The organism is Chryseobacterium pennipullorum (assembly GCF_003384725.1).
In the GTDB taxonomy this organism is placed as follows: Bacteria; Bacteroidota; Bacteroidia; order Flavobacteriales; family Weeksellaceae; genus Chryseobacterium; species Chryseobacterium pennipullorum.
Window position 1 is genome coordinate 13827 of the sequence record NZ_QNVV01000016.1, and the last position, 21960, is coordinate 35786.

A 21960-nucleotide genomic window follows, 5' to 3' on the forward strand; every position below is an offset into this window, starting at 1 on the left:
ATTTAATGCTCCTTTCTTTGTTCAATTTCTGTCTCTATTCCTTCCTGAAATTCAATTAAAGCTTTTGTACTGGCGGACTTCAGGCTTCCGTTTTTTTCTCCGGTTTCCCATGTCTTAAAAGCTTTTTCCTTCAATCCTAATGTATAGTAATAGCTTCCTAAAACAGTATATCCTTCCGGTTCTCCCAAATCAATAATCTTCTTGGACAGCGAAATTAATTCCGGATGGGGCTTTATCTTTTTTGAAGGAATTTTTGTCGGATCTGTCAGCAGTCCTGGAGTATATTGCATCATTTTTAACCCGAAAAGGTTCATGCATGCTTTTGCCAATCCCTTATTGCAAAGATCTTCATTAACTCCTGAAGTTTTTCCGGATAATAATGCATCAAAATCAAAACCCGATCCGGAAGAACTTTTTGTTTTATCATAGTATTCTGCTAAAAGCTGAGCTTTCTTTTTAGCAGCGACAGGATTATGCCTGTTATTCATTTCCGAACTGTCTTTTTTAGGAACCCAAACTCCTTTTTCTACCCAGTCTGAAATTCCGATTAGTTTTCCTTTTTTTATTTTAAAAATAAATATACTTTTATCGGGATAAATAATGAGACTGTCATTTCTGGTAAAATAATCTCCATAATCCATGTTGGATATTAAAACTTTTCCGTTTCCATCAAAATTAAAAGTATCATAAAACGTTTTATCATTACTAGCCTTATAATACCCTTGTAAAGAATTATCTGCTTCCTGTGCTGATACGGTATACCCTGAAAGGGATAATGCGATCAAAAATAATTTCTTTTTCATACTTTGCTGCTTCTTTCAGTATCGAATGATTGTTCTTTTTTACAAAGCTATTGAATAGAAAGGGGAATTTCAATAGTCAGTTTCAGCTATTTTATCCATGTAAACCAGCCAGAATGGAAAAATCAGCTATAAATATTTTACTATATTTGTTTCGGTGGAAAGAAAAATCACATATAAACACATTGATTTATTGCATTGTATAAAAATGGCAGGGCTGTTTTTAATGCTGTTCCACTTATCGATTTATAAGGCAGATTACAATAGATTGTTTACAACAATTTCAAGTGCCTTTCATCTTTTTAAGACGGATTCTGAGCATGAATGCAACAAGATGAGTCTCCAAGAAAACAATAAAACCCCGATAAAGTGCAATAGCAATTACTGTTCAAATTCTTCCCCTTTTTTTACAGTATCTTTTCCATCTTTTGGATTTGAAAAATTTATAGGGAAAGAAGTCAGTGGTAGATTCTTTTTGTATAATGATCCACCCTACTCTTCATTTTTTAATTCTATCTGGATTCCGCCTAAAATTTAACAAAGTTTGTAAGATACAATTACAGGTGGTCTTACCTATTAAATTTTCCCCGATAATACAATAATTATATCATTCAGAATTACATGATTTACTGAGTCTCATGGTGTTGCCCTGTGACCGCGATGATGTAATCAAAAAAGAATTTAACAATGAAAAACATACGATCAAACTTCGAAAAAAACACCACCAAAATTTATATCCTGTGCAGAATTTTAATTGGGCTTTTCTTCTTTATTGCAGGATTTAATAAACTCTTTCATCCCATTTTTCAGGGATATATGTTGAATACCATCACGAATATAGGCTTTCCTTTTCCACAATTTACAGCCAATTTCACAGCGTTTTGTGAATGTGTATTCGGTTTATTTTTAATGATAGGTTTCTGGACAAGAATAAGTTCTGTGTTTTTAATTTGCATTATTCTGGTGGCTTTATTCACCCACGATTTGAATTCAATACCTAAGGAGCTTATTCCTATTCAAGCTGAAACAGGCGTTTACGAAATGGATCCATTTACATGGCTCAGCTATTTCCTCTATCTGCCTCAGACATTATATCTGATGTTTTTAACGTTATTTCTGTTTCAGGGATGCACCGGATTTGGAATTGATTCTTTACGAAAGAAAAATTCTTGATACAGATGTGAATACATAATAAAAGCTCTCGGAAGAGAGCTTTTTTAGTGAACTAAAGATTTAATAATCGTGACCAGACTCATGGCAATGACCACCATTCCTACGACGACAAACATCTTTTTGGTAGGTAGCTTTGATGTCAGCATGGCAGAGAATGGCGCGGTGATAACGCCTCCCAATAATAAGCCCAAAACGATATTCCAGTGGTGAATACCAATTGTGAAAATAAAGGTGATGGCACTTGTTATGGTAAGTAAAAACTTAGCCACCGTAGAGCTTCCAACCACATAACGGGGAATTCTGCCTTCTTTGATTAAAGTTCCGGTAACCAATGGTCCCCAGCCGCCACCGGCAAAAGAATCAATAAAACCTCCTACCAATCCCAATATTCTTAAATTAGTTCTGCGTTTTGGCTTTCCCTGACTTGATTTTTTTGTTTTAAAAGCATTTCTCAGAATATTCACTCCCAGGTACAAAGTATAACAGGCAATAATAGGTTTTACAATATGGGCATAATGTTCTCCATAATGAGAAAGAGTCAATGCTCCGATAATGGATCCTACAATCGCTAACGGGAATAAGACCAAAACCATTTTTTTATTGACATTTCCCAATTTATAATGACTGAAACTTCCCGCAGCAGTTGTAAATGATTCCGCGGAATGGATGCTGGCACTGACTACTGGTGGTGGAACGTTCAACAATAAAAGAATCGTCGTACAGATGACGCCGTAGCCCATTCCCATAGATCCTGCTACAATTTCTGCCATAAAACCGGCAAATAACATCCAGTAAAAAATATGACCGTCTTTGTTTAAAAAAGCCTGAATATCACCGGAAAGATCAAACTGATATACCACAAGCCCCAATATCCCGAATAAAAGCAGAACTCCTATAATTGCCAGATAGATGTTGGCTCTTCTCTGAGCGATTTTGGTAATGCTGATCAGTTTTTCAATCTCCATATCATTCTTTTTCCCATCGGAAAGGTATTCGGTGGTGATTTTGTTGAGTTCTTTTACTTTATAATTGAAATCCTCTTTCAGCTGATTGCGGATGTTCTGCATATTATCCAGGACAACCTCCATTTCATCAGGAATAATTTCTGTAAAGGTTTCTCTTAACCTTTTGGCAATGGTGGGAGACTTTCCGTTGGTTGAAATAGCGATTTTAAGGTTTCCCTTTTTTACAATGGAACCCAGATAAAAATCACAGAGTTCGGGCTTGTCCGCAATATTAACAAGAACACTCTTCTGATGAGCATGATCGCGGATTTGACTAGCCAATACTAAATCATTAACGGCTATAATGGCAAGATCAGCATCATTAAAATCGTGGTCTTCGTAAGATCTTTCATGCAGGATAATATTAGGATACTGATTTTGTAAACTTCTTACCTCAGGAATAATTTCTTTAGCAACCAGTTTTATAGGCGTTTCCGGTGAATTTCCGAGTACTGATTCTAATTTTTCAAGAGAAACCCTGCCACCACCAATAATAAGCAGTGACAAAGTTTCAAGTTTTAAGAATATGGGATATAATGAATTACTCATCTTGATTACAGTTTTAAGTCATACGTAAAAGCGAGATAATATAAACCTCCAATCTCAGGGCCGGCTGCATACTGGAAATAACGACGGTTCAGTAAATTGGTGGCGCCAATTTTTACATTTGCATTAATTTGGGGAATCTTCCAGGTAGCCTGGGCATCGATGGTATAATAAGCCGGAATTTCTCCTGAAGCTAAAGGACTTTCCCACATAAAACGGCTCTGCCATCTTGCAACAAGGGTAAACCCTATGTTTTTGACAACCTCTCTGTTTCCTACGCTGACATTAAGCATCCATTTAGGCGTGTTGAAAGCAGTAATAAAAAGATCAGAGTTGGTATTGGAAGCCAGATCATTATAAGAAACGTTGGTGTTGATATTATAATTTCCGGTTACATTATAACGGATTCCCAATGAAGTTCCGTAGCTTTTATAAGTACTGTTGCTGTTGGTATACACCCTGTAACGATCCTGTTTACTTCTGTCCAGCATAGCAAGAACGGCTGCATTGCTTCCTACCTCGCTGTTTTTAGGGACTGCCACTTCCACCTGTCCGAGAAATCCTTCATAAATATTGTAATAGAAATCCCAATCCAGGACCAGTTTATTATTGAAGAATACCGATTTGTATCCTATTTCAAATGAATTGATTTTTTCAGGCTGTAGCTTTTGAAGGCTGGCAACAGTTAAAAGCGGTTGATGATCCTGAGCTGCCTGTGCCTGTGTTTTCCCGGCATCTACATCAGCATTAACCGCTGCAGTGAACCTGTCGATAGAAGCAAGGGTGTAAGAGTTTTCCAGGTAGCCCAGTCCCTCATTCACTTTTGTAAGTCCTCCCACCCTTCTTACATTACCGTTATTGACGAAAGAAAGGGCTTCGAAAAGCGAAGGGAACCGGTATCCGTTTTGGAAAGAAGCCCTGAAGTTGTGGTGGTTAACGGGCGAATACACGATGCTGATCCTCGGATTCAGCTTGGCTTCAAATTCCGGATTCCTGTCAATTCGTAAAGCGGCATTCAGTTTTAACCGATCATTAAAAAATATCTTGGTAATCTGTGCAAAAGCTCCATATTTCTGATAGATCACATCTTTTCCAAAAGTTCCGTCAGCTAAACGGACATTCCTTTCCACTACCGGTCTGTTGAAATCAACAAAATTATTTCCATCCGGAGTGATGCTGTATAAGCGGTAATCTATCCCGGCAAGAAGATTAAAAACTTTAACAAATCTGGTGAGATCATAAGTGAGTTCCCCCTGATAAAATCTGGAGCTTTGTTCCAGCTTTGCGCCTCCCGTTGCGGGAGCTCCAGCAATTCCGGCATTGGCAGAATCCCAGTTATTAATTCCGATGATGGTATTTTTTAATTGTTCAAAAGCAGCTGTCCCGGGCGTAACTCTGTTTTTATCAGCCTCCATTCTGGCAAGAACGAAGGCCTCATTAAGGTTTACTCCTGCATTGATATTATTCTGCAAAGAAGTCTGGAATATATTTTTCCAGTTTGCATTTGAAAGATTGCTGAGATCCAGATTGTCCGCCAAAGGTTTAAGGTTATAAGAATCCCCGGTATTTTCTACAGATACATAAGCCCTGAAAGTAAGTTCCTTGCCTGTCAGTTCCACTTTGTGATTCTGAACGATGGCGTTCTGTAATCTGATCTTATTTCCTCTCTGAAAAGTTCCGTCCAGCGAGCCGTAGCGATAAACGTAAGACGCTCTCCACTGATCTCCAAAACGGTAATACAATCCAGCATCAAACTTAATATTTTTAACTTCAGGACTTACCAGATCTTTTTCCAGATATCCTGTCCTGGATACGTTGAATGTGGTTGGTTTTCCATTATAATCTACTTTTACCGCTACTCTGTTATTTCTTTCATCTCCGTATTTGTTCCAAAGATCTTCAGCTGGGTTCCGGATCAGCGGGAAATTAGGATTACCCGTAACTAAGGAACCGGGATTCTGGTCTGTTTGGTTATTGGAAAGCCAGTCTGTACCGGTGAAATAAGAAGCGTTGATCTTCACCGCCCAGTTTTTATGAATTACTTTTGCCAAGCGGATGGCACTTTCTCCGAGAGAACTTATTTTGTGATTGACGTTGTCCACATGATTCACGCCACCCCGGAAATAAACGCTTACTCCTTCTGAGGTAAACGGATCTTTGGTCTGAAGGCTTGCCAGTCCGTTGATGGCATTCATTCCATACAATGCAGAAGCAGCACCGGGAGTAACTTCCATAGACTGGATGTCGAGTTCTGTAGGGCCAATGGCATTTCCCAGAGGTACACCTAATGTTGCAGATTGTACATCTACCCCATCTACCAGCTGCATAAACCGGAAATTATTAGGCGAGTTGAATCCCCTTGAGTTGGGAATTTTCAAGGTAAGGCTGGACGTTAAAAGCTGTAATCCTTTTACGTTTTCCAGGGTTTCATAGAAGGAAGCTGCCGGACTTTCCCGGATTGCTTTGATATCAATTTTTTCGATCGCGATAGGAGACCGTAATATTTTTTCGGGAACCCGGGATGCTGAAATAACGACCGCATCGATAATGGTATTCTGTGGATGAAGGCCGACACTTATTTTATTGGAAGGAGAAAGCACTTCAACGGTTTGAGCCGTAAAGCCATCTTTAATGATTACCAGGCGAAAAGGAATGGTCACCCGGGTCCTTATCTTAAACTGGCCAAGCTGGTCTGTGAACGCAGTATCTTCGGTATTTTCGATTTGAACTTTTACTGAGTCAAGACCCTTACGTGTTCCTGTATTTTTGATATTTCCGCTTAGTTCAATGAGTTGTTGCTGGGCTTCGGCAAGGTTAAAAAATAGAAAGGTAAATGCAATAATCCCTGCTTTAGGCAGGATGTTCCCTTGTTTTTTGTTTTTCATTTTTTCTTCTTTTTAGGTTGAGAATGAAACTGTTTGAACTTTAATTTTTAAACCGCAAAAGACACAAAAGTTATTATTTTAAACACTTTAGTTCACTTAAGAAGCTTAAAATGCTGCAGTATAAAAGTTCACATAAGATGAAAATCGTAGATTTTCATCTTACTAAAGTGTACTTTATCGGTGCATAGCTTGTCACTTAAAAAAATACTTAAGTGTTTAAAAGCTTTTGTGACTTTTGTGGTTTAATTAGAATTCAAACAGCCTGTATGATTGTTATTATTGAAAATCAACAACACATACACATTCGTTCGCCTGAAAGAAGGGGTTGATTGTTTTTGTTTTTTTTCAGATTATATTGAAAAGTAGCCATATATTCAATTTAATGTTTGTAAATATCGGTAAGAAAAATCACCAAATGTTTCTTCTGCAAGCCTCTGCTCTACATAGATTCCGAACAATTCATCCAATGTGGTAAGAATTTCGTCTTCCCCTATATTTTCTTTAAATTTTGTATTCAGACGCATGCCCAGCCGATCTCCACCGATATGAAGATTGTATTTTCCATAAGCAGTTCCCACAAATCCGATTTCCGCATTGGGTGATCTTCCACAACCGTTAGGACAACCAGTCATACGGATGGTGATATCTTCGTGTAAAAGGCCATACTTCTCAAGGACAGGTTCTATTTTGGTAACCAGAGACGGTAAATAACGCTGGGCTTCGGCTAATGCTAAAGAACAGGTATTTAAAGCCACACAGGCTACAGAATTTTTACGAAGCGCACTTGCTCCATCCGTATACCCTGAAATTCCATGTTCCTGTAAGATATTTTCGATTTCAGCTTTATCTTCTTCATGGATATCTGTGAGAATAAGATTCTGATTACAGGTAAATCTGAAGTTGACCTTTCCGGTTTGAGCAATTTTTAATAAACCTGATTTTAAAGGATAGTCTTTTGTATCAAGCACTCTTCCATGCTCCACAAATAAGGTGTAGAACCATTTGCCTTCGTGATTCTGTATCCATCCGTATCGGTCTTTTCTCTGTTCAAACCTGAACTCTCTGGCAGGTTCGAAACTGAAACCGGTTCTTTTCTCAACTTCGGCTCTGTACTGATCAATTCCTAATTTATCTATGGTATATTTTAGTCTGGATAGTTTTCTGTCACTTCTGTTTCCAAAATCTCTCTGTACGGTAATAATTTCATAGACTGCTTTTAATACTTTTTCTTCCGTATCCACAAATCCCAATACAGAGGCAAGGCGGGCATAGGTAGCTTCATTTCCGTGAGTTGCACCTAATCCGCCACCGGCAGCAATATTATATCCCGCAATCTTTCCATTTTCAATAATAGCAATCAGGGCAATATCGTTGATGAAAACATCCACATCATTGTTGGGAGGAACAGCGATTCCTATTTTTAATTTTCTGGGAAGATAGCGGTCCTGGTACAGCGGATCTTCTTCTGCTTTCCGGTCTACAATAAGCTCATCATCAATCCAGATATCATAATACGACTGGGTTTTTGGGAGACACATTTCACTTATTTTACCTGCCAGTTCATAAGCCTCCTGTTGAAGTGGTGATTCTGACGGATTGGCGGTACAGGTTACATTTCTGTTCACATCACCACAAGCGGCAATCGAATCAAGATGCTGTAGATTAAAGCTTTGGATGGTAGGTTTTAAATGAGATTTTAAAATACCATGCAGCTGAATCGTCTGACGGGTTGTTATTTTTATGGTGCCTGTAGAATGGTCTTTAGCCGTTTCATTCAGTCCTACCCATTGTTCAGAAGTTAAAAAACCTCCGGGTAGTCTCAGACGGATCATGTAAGAATATAACCACTCCAGTTTTTTGGCTACACGTTCTTCTCTTCTGTCCCTGTCGTCCTGCTGATACATGCCGTGAAACTTAATCAGAGTCTGGTCATCTTCTCTGATGGCTCCTGTAAAGTCATCCGAAAGGCTTTCCTTTAAAGTTCCTCTCAGTCCGTTGCTCCCGGTTTTAATTCTTTCTACCGGTGAAAGATTATCTTTATTATCGTTGCTCATAATTTTTTCCTTTAATTTTTGCTAATACTTCAGGGAGTTTTAATACACATCTTTGGCGTATCTGCCGCTCAGTTCCATTTCTTCAAGATAATGAAGGGCTTGCTCTTTGGTCTTTTTTCCTTCGTTCTGAATGATATTCAACAACGTTTCTTCTACATCCCGGCTCATCGGTTCTTTGGCACCGCATACATATACGGAGGCACCCCCTTCAAGCCAGTAAAAAACTTCCTGTGCTTTTTGTTCCAGTTTATGCTGAACATAGATTTTCTCTGCCGTATCTCTGGAAAAAGCAAGGTCTAAATGTGTAAGACCTCCTGTTTTAAGAAAATCCTGAAGTTCAGTCTGGTAAAGGAAATCTGAAACAAAATTTCTGTCTCCGAAAAACAACCAGTTTCTTCCTTCAGCTCCTACCGCATCACGCTCCCAAAGGAAAGATCTGAAAGGGGCAATTCCTGTTCCCGGCCCGATCATAATCATATCTTTATCGTGCTCAGGCAGTTTGAAATGACCTGCATCCTGGATGTAAAATTCAACCTCCTGTCCTTCGCTGAATTCACTGAGGAAACCGCTGCAAAGCCCGTTATGTTTCTGGTGATCAATAAAGAACTCCGATTTGGCTACGGTAATGTGAATTTCAGTATCACCGTGAGCTTCCAATGAAGAGGATATCGAATACAGACGCGGAGCTTGTCCTGTCAGGATCTGAAGAACATCTTCAAACTCTTCTGCATTTTTTACAGGATAAATTCTCAGGAGATCCAGCAGGCTCAAACGTACTTCAGGAATGATGTGTCCTGTGATTTTAGCATACTGGGCAACAACGGATTTCAACAAATAACTGATGTTAAGATGTCTTTGTAAAAGCTGTTCCACAGTATCAGTTACTTTCGGGGTTTCAATTCGTTTTTGAGAATGAATACCTGTCAGAGCAATAATTTCTTCAACGATTTGTTTTGAATTATAAGGCAAAATGCCCAATGCTGCACCCGGTTGATAAGCCAGTATATCCTCTGTTTCTATTTCTATGTGATAGGTCTCTTTGTCGGAAGTAATATCATTGAGATTGATAATTGATGATACTTTTCCCTGGAATTTTTTTCGTCCTGATGAAACTTTTGGAGCGGAAATATTTTTGGAGGAAGTTTCAGACGTTTTATTGACTGTTTCAAATACATGTTCTATCCAATGGCCGGCTTCCTGCTCATAATCGATGTCGCATTTTTTCAACGGAATGATACGTTGCGCACCCAGGATTTCAAAACGGGAGTCAACGTCTTCTCCGGTTTTACAAAACTGAGGATAGCTGCTGTCTCCTAACGCTAATATTCCAAATTTAAGATGGGTAAGATTGATTTCATTTTCATGAATATAATCGTAGAACTTTTTGGCTAATGCCGGTGGTTCTCCCTCTCCCTGGGTACTGATAACCACAAAAAAGAATTCTTCTTTGGCAAGGTCTTTAGGTTTGTATTGTGAAAGATCTGCCAGTTTTACCTGAACTCCTTTCTTTTTTATAATAGTGGCTAAACCTGTAGCCAGTTTTTTACTGTTTCCGGTTTCTGTACCATACGCCAGTGTTATTTTCTTTACGGCATTTGAAGCGGTAGTCTCTGTTTGAAGCGGTGGCAGTATGGCAGCAGAAAGACTTCCTCCGGCTAATCCGGCAAGGTATCCGCTCGCCCATATCGCTTCATCCCTGGAAAAATCACCGGATATTTGTTTAAGAATGTTTAATTTAGTTTCAGACAGCATATTCAAAGAAATTTTGGTGATTAGGGATTACGCTTCCATTTTCTACAGATTTGAAATAAAGACCATCCTTCTGGGCATTTTCAAACCACGAAAATTCTTCATGAAGGTTAACAATTTTACCTATAACCACTAATGATGGGGAGGCAAAGTTGTGGATTCCGAATTTTTCATTAAACTCGTCAAATGAAGAGGTGTATACCTTCTGAAAAGGAGTTGTGGCCTGTTCAATGACTGCGATTTTTTTATCAGCAGAAATTCCAAGGGTGTTCAGTCTATCTACGAGACCATTAAGTGTTCCCTTTGACATATAAAATACCAGTGTATCATTCGTAGCAGCCAGTTCTTTCCAATATTCTTCACTTACAATTTCGGATTTATAATAGGTCAGGAAACGAACCGAGGTCGAATATCCCCTTGCCGTCAAAGGCATTCCTGCACACGCAGCAGCTCCGAGAGCAGCAGTAATTCCGGGAATAATCTCGTAAGGAATATGATTGCTTTTCAAAGCCTGTAATTCATCCAGAATATTGGAAAATATGGAAACATCTCCCCCTTTAAGCCTTACGATGGTTTTATTCTGAAGGGCATATTCCACCATCAATGTATTGATATGAGATTGAGGGGTAGAAGCATTTTTACTACATTCTTTACCTACATAAATAATTTCAGTATTCGGGCTGACATAAGTTTCCAGGATTTCAGGACTTACCAGGCGGTCGCATAAAATAACGTCTGCTGCGGTAATGGCTTTTACTGCTTTTACGGTGATCAGTTCAGGGTTGCCGGGCCCTGCACCGATAAGGTAAACCTTTGGTGATTTTATATTTGTTTTCATTGAAGTAGGTGTTAGTTAAGGATTTAGAAGAGTCCTTCTACTGACAGATACCTTTCTCCGGTATCGTAGTTGATGGTAAGAATTTTAGCGTTAGATGGTATTTCGGGTAAATGTTTTGCAATGGCAGCCAAAGCAGCTCCTGTAGAAACTCCTACAAAAAGGCCTTCTTTTTTTGCCGCATTAATCGTGTATTCGTAAGCTTCTTCTTTTCCTACTGTAATGACTCCGTCTAAAAGAGTAATATCCAGGATGGAAGGTACAAAACCAGCTCCCAGCCCTTGCAAAGGGTGTGGTGCAGGGCTTCCTCCGCTTAATACCGGAGATAATTCAGGCTCTACGGCAAATACTTTAACATTCGGGAATTTTTCCTTCACTGTTTTGGCGATTCCTGTAATATGTCCTCCCGTTCCTACTCCTGTGATAATATAATCAAGACCATCCGGGAAATCATTTATAATTTCCTGTGCGGTGGTTTCGGTATGAACTTTTACGTTTGCAGGATTATCAAACTGTCTCGGAATCCATGAGTTCGGAGTTTCTTCAGCCAGCTCATTGGCTTTCTCGATAGCTCCTTTCATTCCTTTCTCTCTGGGAGTCAGTACGAATTCTGCTCCATAAGCTTCCATAATTTTACGACGTTCAATACTCATGCTTTCCGGCATTACCAGAATAAGTTTGTATCCTTTAACAGCAGCTACCAATGCCAGACCTATTCCTGTGTTTCCGCTGGTAGGTTCTATAATGGTGCTGTCTTTATTTAATAATCCTTTTGCTTCAGCATCTTCAATCATTGCCAGGGCAATTCTATCCTTAATGCTTCCTCCGGGATTGGATTTTTCAAGTTTAATCCAGATTTCATGATCTGAATTGAAAAGTTTGTTGATTTTTACGACGGGCGTATTCCCGATCGTGTCTAATGCGTTCTTAAATTTCATATCAATGTCATTTTTATTTTTTGTTTTTTTATATCACAAAGTTTAAAGATTCCGGTAAGGAACTGTTATCCTTTATTTTGATTTCACTCTTGTGAAATACAAGAGAACTGGCAGGTACGTCTTGTGTGATCCATACGTTTCCGCCGATGACGCTTTCTCTGCCTATGGTGGTATTCCCTCCCAAAATAGTGGCTCCTGAATAGATGATCACCCCATCTTCAATATTGGGATGTCTTTTCTGGTTGGCTTTTTCTTTGGAAACATTAAGCGCTCCCAGAGTAACTCCCTGATAGATCTTGACATGGTTTCCTATGATGGTGGTTTCTCCAATGACAATTCCCGTACCGTGATCAATAAAAAAAGAGGCTCCAATCATGGCTCCCGGATGGATATCGATTCCTGTTTTACTGTGTGCATATTCAGAAATGACGCGGGGCAATATTTTGACTTCCTGGCTCCATAGCTGATGCGAAATACGGTACACATAGGTGGCAAAAAATCCCGGATAGGCCAGATATACTTCTTCCAGAGAATCTGCTGCAGGATCAAATTCCAGAATAGAGGCTGCATCCAGGACCAACTGATCGTACAGTCCAGGTAAAGCCTCGAAGAATTGTTTCACATGCCCTTCTGCGGTCTCTTTATCTTCTGTTACTGTATTAATGAGATCAGAAAGAACATCCTGTAGAACTTCGAAGTTTTTTTTCAGACCTTCTTCCGTATGTTCATTTTGGGGAAGAAAAAGGGCTTCATATAAATCTTTTACCCACTTTTTTGTCTTTACTTTATCAAAGAATCCATGAATGCTCTCTTGTTTTGTCTGATGAATTTTTTCTATTAAATGATGAGAAACTGCCATTTTTCTATTGAATTATACAGGCAGCCACCGTTGAATTGGAAGTCTCATCCACCAAAATGGCTGATCCTGTGGTTTTGTTATTGCTAAAACTATCATAGACCAAGGGCTGTGCTGTACGGAGGGTCACTTTCACTATTTCATTGAGTTTTATATCCTCCTCAATAAGTTCCCGGTTCAGTGTATTGACATTGATCTTGTACTCTATGTCTTTAACAACTGCTTTTACCTGTCTGCTATTCTGTTGCAGGACATACTTATTACCTGGCTGCAGAGATTTCTGATCAAGCCAGCAAAGGAGAACATCCAGATCTTTTTCCACTGCCGGAAGCTCTTGTTCTGTAGAGAAAATATCTCCCCTGCTGATATCCAGATTATCGGCGATGTGAATCACTGCCGGCTGACCTTCAAATACATCTTCTTTTTCTACTCCGTTCACCTCAATTTTCGAAATCTCGCTGGTTATGCCTGCGGGAAGAACATGTATTTTGTCTCCTTTTTTAAAGGCCCCGCTCAATATTTGTCCGGCATATCCTCTGTAATCATGCAGTTCATCCGTTTGCGGACGGATCACATACTGGACCTGAAACCGGCTTCCGTTATTTTTTTCCTCATGCAGCGTCACCTGTTCCAGGTATTCCAGAAGCGAAGTTCCGGCATACCATTCTGTTCTGGATGAAGGAGTAACAATATTATCTCCTTTCAGTGCAGAAATAGGGAAATAGCTTACCTCATTCAGACCAAGATTTTCTGCAATTTTCGAATATTCAGATTTGATGGTTTCAAACACATCTTTCGAATAGTCAACCATATCCATTTTATTGATGGCAACAGCCACTTTTTTCAGCTGCAGAAGCGAGGCAATAATAGAATGTCTTCGCGTCTGTTCAATAACCCCTTTTCTTGCATCAATCAGAATGACCATCAGGTCAGAATTGGATGCTCCTGTGATCATATTTCGGGTATACTGTACATGCCCGGGAGCATCGGCAATAATAAATTTTCTTTTGGGCGTCGAAAAATATCGGTAAGCAATATCAATGGTAATTCCTTGTTCTCTCTCCGCCCGAAGGCCGTCTGTTAAAAGGGCCAGGTCTACCCCGTCTTCATTTTTATTTTTAGAATGTTTTTCCAGCACTTCCAGCTGGTCCTGTAAAATACTTTTGCTGTCGTATAGCAGTCTTCCGATCAGTGTACTTTTACCGTCATCTACGCTTCCTGCTGTTATAAATCTTAATATATCCATCCGTTTTTGTTTATGAGTAATGGGCAATGAATAATATATGGGAGGCATATGTGAAAATGTTGTTAATTTTCTTGCTGATTACCCATTGCTGATTGCTTGTTTAAAAATAGCCTCCTTTTTTTCTGTCTTCCATCGCAGCTTCCGTTACCCTGTCATCAATCCGGGTTTCTCCCCGTTCGGAAATTCTGGTAGCAGCAATTTCTTCGATAACCGCGTCAATGGTGGCTGCGTGAGATTCTACGGCTGCGGTACAGGTCATATCTCCTACGGTTCGGTAGCGTATCTTTTTAGTTGTGACAAGATCTCCGGGTTCAAGAAATACATGCTCTGAATTGGCCAGCCACTGTCCGTTAAAATCCACCACTTCTCTTTCGTGAGAGAAATAAATGGATGGGAGCGCTATTTGTTCTCTTCTTATGTAGTTCCAGATGTCCAGCTCGGTCCAGTTACTGATCGGGAAGACTCTTACGTTTTCTCCTTTATGGATCTTTCCATTAAAAATATTCCACAATTCAGGACGCTGCAGCTTGGGGTCCCATTGTCCGAATTCATCACGGACAGAGAATATTCTCTCCTTTGCTCTGGCTTTTTCTTCGTCTCTTCGGGCTCCTCCGATACAGGCATCGAATTCAAATTCTTCAATCGTATCGAGTAAAGTGTACGTCTGAAGCCAGTTTCTGCTGGGAAATTTACCTTTAGCCTCCTGCAGTTTTTTACTTTTGATGGTATCCTCTACTTTTCTCGCGACCAAATCGACATTCAGCTGATTGACCAACCGATCCCGAAATTCGAGTACTTCCGGAAAGTTGTGTCCTGTATCTACATGTACAAACTTAAACGGGATCTTTCCATGAAAGAATGCTTTTTTTGCCAGGTGCGCCAGCACAATACTGTCTTTACCGCCGCTGAACAATAACGCAGGGCGTTCAAACTGGCCCGCAACTTCCCTTAATATATAAATGGATTCAGCTTCCAGCTGGTCTAAATAGTTTAATTGGTGTATTGACATTTTTTTTCTTTTTTTATTGATGAATATGCAGTCCGCACTCTTTTTTATTGGCATCTTCCCACCACCAGCGGCCCGCTCTGAAATCTTCTCCCTCTTTTATCGCTCTGGTACACGGTGCACAACCAATGCTGACAAATCCTTTTTTATGCAGTTGATTATAGGGCAAATGATAAGATTTTACATACTCTGTTACCTGCTCCGAGGTCCAGTGAAGGATGGGATGAAATTTGATGATTTTGTTATCAGGATCCCATTCCAGCTGCGGCATATTCTGGCGGTTAGGAGAATGTTCTGCCCGCAGACCAGTGACCCAAACCTGATATCCCTTTAATGCTTTTTTCAAAGGATGCACTTTGCGAATCGTACAGCAAGTCTTCCTCTGCTCTACAGACTGATAAAAAGAGTCCGGACCGTTTTCTGAAACAAAATTTATCAGTTCTTCCGTATCAGGATAATAGGCCTTAATCTTCTTTTTAAAAAAAGCTCTTGTATTCGTCCAGGTTTCATAGGTCTGCTCAAAAAGTCGTCCTGTATCCAATGTAAAAATGTCAACATCTAAATCTTTTACGAGATGGGTGATCACCTGATCTTCATAACTAAAGCTGGTAGAAAAAATTACTTTACCCGGAAATCTACTGACCAATACCTGCAATCCATTGTCCTGGAAAGAGTTTTCAGAAGTTTCTTTCAGGAGTTGCTCAAATTCATTTTTCAGATTATTTTCCATATCCATTGAAATTAATTCCTGCAAATATATATAAAATTCTATAACTCCTATCAAATTAGTAGAATTTAAATGAAAAAAAATTTATTCCTGATTGATAAATTTGGTCAGAGTGGCTTCCATCATGCTTTTTCTGGTCTTTTCCCGAACAATAATCAATTCTTTTCTGAGGTAGCATACCGCCTCATCCACACAATCATCACAAGATTCGTAAAAGTTCAGGGATACACACGGTGTAAGGGCAATAGGTCCGTCAAAAATGCGGTAAATATCCGCCAGAGAGACCTCATCAGGAGACTTCAATAAGTAATATCCCCCTACTTTCCCCTGTTTGCTGTTGACAAGTTTAGCTCTTTTAAGCTCCAGAAGAATTTGTTCTAAGAATTTTTTCGGAATGTTCTCGTCCTGTGCAATAACGGAAGTGGGCAGAAAGCCTTGATTGTAATTTCTTGCTAATCTGACCATTGCTTTTAACGCATATTTGCAACGTTTCGACATCATAATTCCTGCAAGTTATGATAAATTATCTGATAAATGAAATGTTTTGAGATGGAGACGGTAATTCTCTTTTGACAGATTTTTTTAATGGCAAGATGGTTTAACCACAAAGTCACAAAAGTTTAAAACACTTAAGTTTATTTTAAGTTACATGAAGGCTGGTGAGAAGTTCACTAAAGTTTTAAATACTTTAATCAAGTGGATCACAGCATTGTACATATGAAAGAACATATCAATTTAAAAAAATCTGTGTCAATCCGTGTAATCTGTGGGAAAATAAAATATTTTTTTAACACTTAAGTTTATAAGTTACATAAAGAGCCACTGAGAAGTTTACAAAAGTTTTGAAAATCACAGATTTTCATAGTATTACAATGTTTTTTCCGGTTTGGATGAGCGTATTTTCTAAACGTTATAGGTTTTTGAAACCTATAACGTTTATGGTTCTTTTTAGAAAATTAGAAATAAGTTTTGAAGATCTTAGATTTTAATTAAACCATTAAGATTCAATAAGGTTATAAGATTATTAAGAAAGCTTCGCTTACAGCAATGGGCTTTATGATATAGTATTACAATGTTTTTCCCGTTTGGATGAGTGTATTTTCTAAACGTTATAGGTTTTTGAAACCTATAACGTTTATGGTTTTTTTTAGAAAATTAAAAATAAATTTTGAAGATCTTAGATTTTCGAGACATTAAATACATAATTAAACCATTAAGATTCAATAAGGTTATAAGATTATTAAGAAAAGCTTCGCTTACAGCAATGGGCTTATGAAAATCTTTCGATTTTCCCTTAACTTTCCTTAAACTCTTCACTTTTCTTAATGGTTTGAAATTATTAAACACAAAAACTTTTAAATACTTAAGTTTTGAAAAGCTCTGATTTTTATAGTATTACAATGTTTTCCCCGTTTGGATGAGTGTATTTTATAAACGTTATAGGTTTCAAAAACCTATAACGTTTATGGTTTTTTTTAGAAAATTAAAAATAAATTTTGAAGATCTTAGATTTTCGAGATATTAAATAAATAATTAAACCATTAAGATTCAATAAGGTTATAAGATTAAGAAAGCTTCGTTTACAGCAATGGGCTTATGAAAATCTTTCGATTTTCCCTTAACTTTCCTTAACCTCTTCACTTTTCTTAATGGTTTGAAAATATTGTTTAACACAAAAACTTTTAAATACTTAATTAAGTTTTGAAAAGCTTCGATTTTTATAGTATTACTATGTTTTTCCCGGTTGGATGAGTGTATTTTCTAAACGTTATAGGTTTCAAAAACCTATACCATTTGTGGTTTTTAGAAAATTAAAATAAGTTTGGAATATATCAGATTTTCATTTAGTTACAAAACAAAGTAAGCTAACTCTATATCCTCTCTAATCAGATTATCTATTCTTTTGAAACCTGTTTTTGTAAGGACTTTCTGAGATCCGATATTATCCAGATCGGTAACGGCAACAATATCTCTGTCTGTTGCTAATGATCTGCAATATTCTACCAAAGCTTTGCATACTTCAGATCCAAGGCCTTTTCCCCAGTAGTTTTCCCCTAATGTATAGCCAATTTCTATTTGTTCAGGGTTATCAAGAAAGATTCTGGCCAAACACATTCCGACAAAATCATTATTCTCCGCGTTGAATACTCCCCATCTGCTGAAAGGACCGTCTTTATAATCTGAAAGGGCTTTTCCAAACATGTCTTTGTATTCTTCAGGGGTTTTATAAGGCAGATAGCGGGTAACGTTTTCGTTTTCAAAAAGATTTAAAAATAAATTGAGTTCCTGAGGTGTGAATTCCCGTATGATGATGGTATCGTTTTTATAGTACATAAGAATAATTTGAGTTTGAAATAGATGAATAAAATTACGTAAATAAACTTACAATTGCCTATAAAGCCTGATAATATTCATCATAAAACAAAAGATGGACTTAAAAATTAAGCCCATCATTATTCAACAAGTGAATGCTAACATATCAATACTAAATTATTTCATTAAATGTATCTGTTTAAAAAGTCTTAAACCAGTCTGTAACCGCTTTGAAGTAGTAATCAGGAGGCTAATGGCCAAGAAGGGTTCCATTTCCAGAATACTGCCCACCTTCAATATTGTATCGATATAACGTTTTGATCCTATTTTTTAATGAATTTTTGGGAAGATTTCCCTAAAGAAGTTTCAATATCAATTAAATAAGTTCCGCTTAGGAAGTGTTTAACATCAACCTTATCACCCATCACTTTAGCATTCATTTTTCTTCCAGACCTATCGTAAACAGAGATTGATTTAATTTTCCCTTCTGTTTTAATATTCAATACATCAGAAACTGGATTTGGATAGATGGATATTTCTGAGTTTGTTGTATCAACGTCTGAAGTGGATAATGATGACAATGCACAAGGCGTTGTAATACTTCCATTTGGTTGTGTATTATAGGCAAACTCAGTTACAGAATAGCCTGAACCATTGGCCCCAACAGTCAGTTTGAAATAGCCGTTAATATTGTAGCCTTCGAATTGGTTTCTAAAACCAACATAAGCTGTTTTGCCAGACCAGGTAGTGTATGTTGGGGTGTACACGTCAAGTTGTCCTGGAGTACCAACAGGGTAACCTATATTATTTGCATTAGTTATCGTCGTGCAAGACGGAATTAAACTAATATTTCTTGTTCCCACCCCACATACTAATCCTTTCCAATAGGTTTCCAATTTTAATTGATTGGCTCCATAGTACCAAGCACCATAACCAGCATCATCGCTAAGCTCCGGGTTAATGATAAAATATTTCCAGGTTGCACCGGAGTTGGCTGTTACTGCTGTTGGTGTTGGATTGGCATAACTTTCCAGAGGAATTCCTGTAACTATTTTATAAGGATCTTTATAAGAAAAAGTTAATGCTAAAGCTGTTGTGGATCCTAATGACGTTGCACCTCCTGTTATAGCCGGATTTAGGAACGTAATTGATGAATTCAGGACCTGACTTTTAGGATGACTGGTTGCTGCACCATTTATGGTAAGTGTAGCAGTAGTAGGGCTTGTAACTGAGATAGTTGCTGTTAGTCCTGCTGGTAATGAAGAAGTGAAATGTGTTCCTGCAATAAGAGTTGTTCCATTGGGTACACCAAATGTTGCTCCGTTTAGGGTAATGGTTGATGTAGGAGCAGATGCTACTGTTCCATCTAATGATACTTTACCATTATTGTCTAGGTTTTCAGTAAATGTACTGTTGCTGAGAGTTAATCTAGGCGGAGTATTGGCAACACCGGTTGCGGCTAAGTTTGCGGGCTGCCATAAATTCATTCGCGAAGGATGGTTTAATGCGGCTAGCATCCTGTTAACTTGTCCATTGGTAAACATTTTATAACAACCAGCGGAACCATTGTATCCCATATAATTTTCAACGTTCACTTTTTGTCCAAGACAATTGTTTCCAGCTGTACATCCTAATCCGGAAGAATTATTTTCTACAGGGGTATCAGCAACTCCGTCACCATCATTACCAGGATTTGCAGTTGAACAAAGAACATTGAACGTGTGTTGAAGATTTAACCAATGCCCAAATTCGTGAGTGAATGTATCAGAAAACTCGTTGGAAGCTACTGTTCCTGCAGCATTGAATATATAACGGCCATTATAAACAACTCTTGCTGTATTTACTGAAGTCATGTATGAATCCGGATACCAGGCAACTCCGGATTGATATAAATCTTTATCAGCATATAGGTCATTTTGTATATACACATTCATATACTTTCTATTATCCCAGGCATCTGCACCAATTTGTGTATCATATCCGCCACCGTTGCCATATCCACCTTTGAAAGGGTGAAATACCACTCCGCTTGTTGCTTTTCCGGTTGGGTCAATTTTAGCTAATCGAAATTCAATACTTAGCGCTCCTCTAATAGATTGAAAATCAGGATCCACAGTATTTGAATCAGTGTTGATTCCATTGAAATTTAAGTTGATTTGTTGCAGCAAGTCAACTACTTTTTGGTAATTTACTTTTACATTACTCTGAGATTCTCCATACACATGAAAAACCACAGGGATGATATAGGTGGGAGCGCTGGCCTTATTCAATGGAGTTTTGTTTGATTCCATTTTTTTTACAAAATCTTTGGTGTATTTCTCAAAATTTTCATATTCAGCCTTAGATTCAGGGTGCAGTTCAAAATGTTTTTTCATCATTTCATCTGCTTTACACTCATGAGGTCTATGTTCCTGAGCAAAACCTATTATTGGAAATAGGGAAACAAGTAGTAGTAATTTAAATTTTTTCATGATTTTTGGGATTTGTTTGTTAATAAATTATTTGAATAATCAAATTGTTTTAGGCATAATTTTGTGTGTTTTATGTGATGTTTTTTAACTAAATCTTTCAGGGTTGAATATCTTTATCTCAACCGTTGGTTTTTGGTCATTGGCTAGCTCAGAAACTGTTTTTCCGAAAATAGGTCCAAGACTTAGTCCCATCATTCCTCCACCTCCGGCAATAATCAGATTTTTTAATTTCGAAGATTGACCTAAATACGGAAGTCCATCTGGTGCACAGGGTCTGTATCCAAACCAGATTTCTGATTCTTTGGGTATTTCCATCTGGAAATCTGGCAAGTACTGAGGAATAGACTGAACAATTCCTTCTACTCTTTTCATATTAATTGTATCTCGATGGGAAGCCAGCTCCATGGTGCCTCCGAAACGGATCTGCCCGTTCATGGGAGTTACCGCCACTCTTGCTTCCAGTAATAATGCTGCATGTTCCAAGGTATTCATAGGATTTTCGGGGGTATGCATAAATGAATACCCTTTTCCAGGCAACAATTGAATTTTTATACCGGCTTTTTGAGCGAGTTCTGGTAAAAAAGAACCTCCGGTCATTACAAAACGGTCTGCTGAAAACTTTTTACCATTTGCTATTATCGCATTTATGGCGTTCCCTGCAATTTCATATCCCGTAACTTTATGCTGTGTGTGGAAAATAACCCCATTGTTTTTAAGATAAGAGATCAATTGCTTCATAAGCTTCACCGGATTCATATGACCGTCACATTTGTAATTGATTCCTCCGATGACATCCAGTTGAGCATTAGGTTCAAGTTCCTGAATTCCTTTTTTATCCAGAATATCAACAGGCAATCCCAAACTGATGGCTTTATGAGCAAGTTCCGTCTCCTCTTCTGCTACTTTTTGTGTTTTATACAGCATCAGAATTCCGTTTTGATTCAGTTCAAAATCAAATTCATCTTTTTGAGCTATTTCATTATACAGCCGGCTGCTTGCCAGGTTAAGATCCCTGATGGCTGCTGCCGAACGGTCCACATGGCTCTGGTTGGAATGCTTTAAAAACTTCAGTCCCCAGGATAGCAGTTGAGTACTGAGTGATGGCTTCACATAGAACGGACTTTTGCTATCAAACATCCAGCGAATTCCCTGAGCTACTACGCCCGGTGCTGCCAATGGAGTGAAATGACTGGGTACGATCATGCCGGCGTTGCCGTAAGAGCAATTGTTGGTAAGGTCATTCTGTTCCAGGATCTCTACCTGCCAGCCTTTCTGTAAAAGATAATAGGCTGAGCTTAGTCCCGCGATTCCTGCACCGATGATGAGTGCTTTTCCTTTATTTTCTGTCATATACTTA

Annotated in this window: 16 protein-coding genes; 1 reads left to right on the forward strand and 15 read right to left on the reverse strand. The window is 38.4% G+C overall.

The features are described from left to right. Nucleotides 1-2: 2 nt before the first annotated feature. The gene (locus DRF67_RS15810) at nucleotides 3-803 is read right to left on the reverse strand and encodes a hypothetical protein (protein WP_115929267.1); all 801 of its coding nucleotides are present in this window, start codon (nucleotides 801-803) and stop codon (nucleotides 3-5) included. A gap of 684 nt (nucleotides 804-1487) precedes the next feature. Here DRF67_RS15810 and DRF67_RS15820 point away from each other — a divergent pair. Next, nucleotides 1488-1973, forward strand: coding sequence for a DoxX family protein (locus DRF67_RS15820; protein WP_115929269.1), 486 nt, complete (start codon nucleotides 1488-1490; stop codon nucleotides 1971-1973). Between the two features lie 44 nt (nucleotides 1974-2017). On the opposite strand, the gene DRF67_RS15825 is transcribed toward DRF67_RS15820, so the two are convergent. The 14 genes from DRF67_RS15825 to DRF67_RS15895 form a co-directional block, all read right to left on the reverse strand. Beyond that, a complete protein-coding gene (locus DRF67_RS15825) occupies nucleotides 2018-3526 on the reverse strand; it encodes a TSUP family transporter (protein WP_115929270.1) in 1509 nt (502 codons plus the stop codon). 5 nt (nucleotides 3527-3531) lie between these two features. After that, nucleotides 3532-6408 (reverse strand): TonB-dependent receptor, encoded by a 2877-nt coding sequence (locus DRF67_RS15830; protein WP_115929271.1) that lies wholly within the window; start codon nucleotides 6406-6408, stop codon nucleotides 3532-3534. Between the two features lie 374 nt (nucleotides 6409-6782). Then, on the reverse strand, nucleotides 6783-8462 hold the full coding sequence (locus DRF67_RS15835; protein ID WP_115929272.1) for an NADPH-dependent assimilatory sulfite reductase hemoprotein subunit: 1680 nt from the start codon (nucleotides 8460-8462) through the stop codon (nucleotides 6783-6785). Between the two features lie 39 nt (nucleotides 8463-8501). After that, entirely contained in the window at nucleotides 8502-10214 is a 1713-nt protein-coding gene (locus tag DRF67_RS15840; RefSeq protein WP_115929273.1) for a diflavin oxidoreductase, read from the reverse strand. Next, a complete protein-coding gene (gene cobA / locus DRF67_RS15845) occupies nucleotides 10204-11049 on the reverse strand; it encodes a uroporphyrinogen-III C-methyltransferase (RefSeq protein ID WP_115929274.1) in 846 nt (281 codons plus the stop codon). The genes DRF67_RS15840 and cobA overlap by 11 nt, the downstream gene beginning before the upstream one ends. Before the next feature lie 23 nt (nucleotides 11050-11072). After that, on the reverse strand, nucleotides 11073-11984 hold the full coding sequence (gene cysK / locus DRF67_RS15850; RefSeq protein ID WP_115929275.1) for a cysteine synthase A: 912 nt from the start codon (nucleotides 11982-11984) through the stop codon (nucleotides 11073-11075). Nucleotides 11985-12012: 28 nt separating this feature from the next. Beyond that, a complete protein-coding gene (gene epsC / locus DRF67_RS15855; RefSeq protein ID WP_115929276.1) occupies nucleotides 12013-12843 on the reverse strand; it encodes a serine O-acetyltransferase EpsC in 831 nt (276 codons plus the stop codon). Between the two features lie 4 nt (nucleotides 12844-12847). Next, nucleotides 12848-14086, reverse strand: coding sequence for a sulfate adenylyltransferase subunit 1 (locus DRF67_RS15860; protein ID WP_115929361.1), 1239 nt, complete (start codon nucleotides 14084-14086; stop codon nucleotides 12848-12850). 100 nt (nucleotides 14087-14186) lie between these two features. Beyond that, on the reverse strand, nucleotides 14187-15095 hold the full coding sequence (gene cysD / locus DRF67_RS15865) for a sulfate adenylyltransferase subunit CysD (RefSeq protein ID WP_115929362.1): 909 nt from the start codon (nucleotides 15093-15095) through the stop codon (nucleotides 14187-14189). Nucleotides 15096-15108: 13 nt separating this feature from the next. Further along, nucleotides 15109-15822 carry a phosphoadenylyl-sulfate reductase gene (locus DRF67_RS15870; RefSeq protein WP_115929363.1) on the reverse strand — a complete coding sequence of 238 codons (714 nt, stop codon included), beginning with the start codon at nucleotides 15820-15822 and terminating at the stop codon, nucleotides 15109-15111. A gap of 81 nt (nucleotides 15823-15903) precedes the next feature. After that, nucleotides 15904-16320 (reverse strand): RrF2 family transcriptional regulator, encoded by a 417-nt coding sequence (locus tag DRF67_RS15875; RefSeq protein WP_115929277.1) that lies wholly within the window; start codon nucleotides 16318-16320, stop codon nucleotides 15904-15906. Between the two features lie 1347 nt (nucleotides 16321-17667). Next, complete coding sequence (locus DRF67_RS15885; RefSeq protein WP_115929279.1) at nucleotides 17668-18153, reverse strand: GNAT family N-acetyltransferase; 486 nt, start codon at nucleotides 18151-18153, stop codon at nucleotides 17668-17670. A gap of 302 nt (nucleotides 18154-18455) precedes the next feature. Next, the gene (locus tag DRF67_RS15890; protein WP_115929280.1) at nucleotides 18456-20603 is read right to left on the reverse strand and encodes a zinc-dependent metalloprotease; all 2148 of its coding nucleotides are present in this window, start codon (nucleotides 20601-20603) and stop codon (nucleotides 18456-18458) included. Between the two features lie 84 nt (nucleotides 20604-20687). Continuing rightward, on the reverse strand, nucleotides 20688-21953 hold the full coding sequence (locus DRF67_RS15895) for an NAD(P)/FAD-dependent oxidoreductase (RefSeq protein WP_115929281.1): 1266 nt from the start codon (nucleotides 21951-21953) through the stop codon (nucleotides 20688-20690). Nucleotides 21954-21960: the final 7 nt, after the last annotated feature.

Excerpts from the sequence above, each read along its gene's own strand:
- DRF67_RS15810 (WP_115929267.1), bottom strand. The coding sequence starts at position 803 with ATGAAAAAGAAATTATTTTTGATCGCATTATCCCTTTCAGGGTATACC.
- DRF67_RS15820 (WP_115929269.1), top strand. The coding sequence starts at position 1,488 with ATGAAAAACATACGATCAAACTTCGAAAAAAACACCACCAAAATTTAT.
- DRF67_RS15825 (WP_115929270.1), bottom strand. The coding sequence starts at position 3,526 with ATGAGTAATTCATTATATCCCATATTCTTAAAACTTGAAACTTTGTCA.
- DRF67_RS15830 (WP_115929271.1), bottom strand. The coding sequence starts at position 6,408 with ATGAAAAACAAAAAACAAGGGAACATCCTGCCTAAAGCAGGGATTATT.
- DRF67_RS15835 (WP_115929272.1), bottom strand. The coding sequence starts at position 8,462 with ATGAGCAACGATAATAAAGATAATCTTTCACCGGTAGAAAGAATTAAA.
- DRF67_RS15840 (WP_115929273.1), bottom strand. The coding sequence starts at position 10,214 with ATGCTGTCTGAAACTAAATTAAACATTCTTAAACAAATATCCGGTGAT.
- cobA (WP_115929274.1), bottom strand. The coding sequence starts at position 11,049 with ATGAAAACAAATATAAAATCACCAAAGGTTTACCTTATCGGTGCAGGG.
- cysK (WP_115929275.1), bottom strand. The coding sequence starts at position 11,984 with ATGAAATTTAAGAACGCATTAGACACGATCGGGAATACGCCCGTCGTA.
- epsC (WP_115929276.1), bottom strand. The coding sequence starts at position 12,843 with ATGGCAGTTTCTCATCATTTAATAGAAAAAATTCATCAGACAAAACAA.
- DRF67_RS15860 (WP_115929361.1), bottom strand. The coding sequence starts at position 14,086 with ATGGATATATTAAGATTTATAACAGCAGGAAGCGTAGATGACGGTAAA.
- cysD (WP_115929362.1), bottom strand. The coding sequence starts at position 15,095 with ATGTCAATACACCAATTAAACTATTTAGACCAGCTGGAAGCTGAATCC.
- DRF67_RS15870 (WP_115929363.1), bottom strand. The coding sequence starts at position 15,822 with ATGGAAAATAATCTGAAAAATGAATTTGAGCAACTCCTGAAAGAAACT.
- DRF67_RS15875 (WP_115929277.1), bottom strand. The coding sequence starts at position 16,320 with ATGATGTCGAAACGTTGCAAATATGCGTTAAAAGCAATGGTCAGATTA.
- DRF67_RS15885 (WP_115929279.1), bottom strand. The coding sequence starts at position 18,153 with ATGTACTATAAAAACGATACCATCATCATACGGGAATTCACACCTCAG.
- DRF67_RS15890 (WP_115929280.1), bottom strand. The coding sequence starts at position 20,603 with ATGAAAAAATTTAAATTACTACTACTTGTTTCCCTATTTCCAATAATA.
- DRF67_RS15895 (WP_115929281.1), bottom strand. The coding sequence starts at position 21,953 with ATGACAGAAAATAAAGGAAAAGCACTCATCATCGGTGCAGGAATCGCG.